This window comes from Streptomyces sp. NTD91 (assembly GCF_059510455.1).
The window spans coordinates 1-625 of record NZ_JCAJZW010000155.1 but is presented as its reverse complement, the minus strand read 5'-3'; the positions used below and the strand labels follow the sequence as shown (position 1 = coordinate 625).

General features: G+C 69.4%; 1 protein-coding gene. It reads right to left on the bottom strand.

Annotation, left to right across the window (positions count from 1 at the left end; all coding sequences use genetic code 11):
* Window positions 1-625: IS701 family transposase (locus AC5WRT_RS39015; RefSeq protein WP_496101110.1), on the bottom strand; the 625-nt coding region annotated here is incomplete at both ends.

The window sequence follows — 625 nt, the reverse complement described above, 5'->3', positions numbered from 1 at the left end:
CGGATCTCCCGCTCGGCCAGCGCTGCGCGGAAGTCCGCGTTCTGGCCGTAGCCGGCGTCCGCCACCACGAGCGGCGGCACCAGCTGCCAGGTGGCCAGTTCGTCCAGGGCGTCCAGTGCCAGACGCCACTTCTCCCGGTGTCCGACGTCCTTGGGGACGCCGGTCCGCCGCCGCCGGACGCCGTCATCCGCCCACTGCGGTGGCAGGAACAGCCGCCAGTTCAGCGGGCACGACGCCGTGTCGGAGACCGCGTGGACACTGACCGCGACCTGGCAGTTGGCCTGCTTGCCCAGCGCACCGCAGTACTGGGGAGCAACACCGACCGACATCCTGCCGTCCTTGGGGAACGACACGTCATCGACCGCCCAGGCGTCCGCGCCGATCTGCGGCACCATCCGCTCGGCGATCCGCCGGCGCACCGGAACCGGATCCCACGTGGACTGGTTCACGAACTGCTGCAGGTTCTGCTCGTTGCCGTCCGGCAGTCGCGAGGCCATGGCCTGGATGGACTTGCGGCGACCGTCCATCATCAGTCCCCGCAGATAGCAGTCGCCCTTGGCACGCTGGTCCTTGCGCGGCACCGAGGCAAACACATCCGCCACGAATAACGCCAACTCCGCCCGAA